This is a genomic window from Solemya elarraichensis gill symbiont (assembly GCF_002021095.1).
In the GTDB taxonomy this organism is placed as follows: domain Bacteria; phylum Pseudomonadota; class Gammaproteobacteria; order Chromatiales; family Chromatiaceae.
The window spans coordinates 1-1,096 of the sequence record NZ_MPRK01000370.1 but is presented as its reverse complement, the minus strand read 5'-3'; the positions used below and the strand labels follow the sequence as shown (position 1 = coordinate 1,096).

Sequence of the window (1,096 nt, the reverse complement as noted above, 5' to 3'; positions counted from 1 at the left end):
TTTTTCTGATGAGTTCAAACATGAGGCGGTTGCACTAGCCAACCAGCCAGGAGTGACGATTGCCCAGATCAGTCGTGATTTGGGTATTAGCGCAAATATGTTAAGTCGTTGGCGACGGGAACTCGAAACCAATGGTGCCAAGGCTTTTCCCGGACAGGGTCATGCACGAGATGAAGAAATGGCCAAGCTGAAACGGGAGCTTGCACTGGTCAAAAGGGAACGTGATTTTTTAAAAGAAGCGGCGGCGTACTTCGCCAAGGAATCCAAAGCCGCTACCAAATGATCGAGCGTTGTCACGAAGCGTTTCCAGTCACGATGATGTGCCGTCTTCTGAAGGTGTCCAGCAGTGGCTATTATGAATGGCGCTCTCGACCTGTCAGTCAGAGGGAGGCTGCAAATGACGCACTGTTGCAAGGCATCAGGCGTCTGCATGATGCGAGCGACGGCGTATGGGGTGCACCGACAATAACGGATGAACTCCGGCTTGAAGGTCAATCATGCAGCAAGAACCGCGTCGCAAGATTGATGCGGCAGCATACGATCCAGGGCATCCCGCAGAAACGGCAATGGCGCAAGAAAGGTCCGGAAAAGCGACCAAGCGGTGTTGAGAACCACCTGGACCGGGATTTTACTGCTATCGCCCCAAACCAGAAGTGGGTGACGGATATTACTTACCTGAATACAGGCGAGGGGTATCTCTACCTGTGCATTGTCAAAGATCTGTTTTGCGGATCTATCGTTGGGTGGTCAATGAGTGCCAGACAGACCAGGGAACTGGTCTTGCAAAGTGTGCTGATGGCTTTATGGCAGCGCCCCAAAGGTGCACCGGTTTATCTGCATTCAGATCGTGGATGCCAATTTACCAGCCGTGAATATCAGCGGTTCCTGAAAGGGCACAATCTGATCTGCTCGATGAGCGCTGTGGGTAGCTGTGCAGACAATGCGTCTGCAGAGAGCTTCTTCGGGCAACTGAAAAGAGAACGTGTCAACCGAAGAACATACCTGACCCATGCTGAAACCAGGGCAGACATCTTTGATTATATTGAGCGGTTTTACAATCCCAGAAAACAGCGTCAATTAGCTGCTCTGGATAATA

The 1,096-nt window shown here is 51.2% G+C and carries 1 protein-coding gene; it reads left to right on the top strand.

The genetic code is table 11. The features are described from left to right. Positions 1 to 1,096 (top strand): IS3 family transposase gene (locus tag BOW51_RS10995; protein WP_245828678.1). Its coding sequence is split into 2 segments (ribosomal slippage), with 1,097 coding nucleotides annotated over them: positions 1 to 233 and positions 233 to 1,096; the frame shifts between segments, so codons are not numbered across the junction. This gene is flagged as partial in the annotation.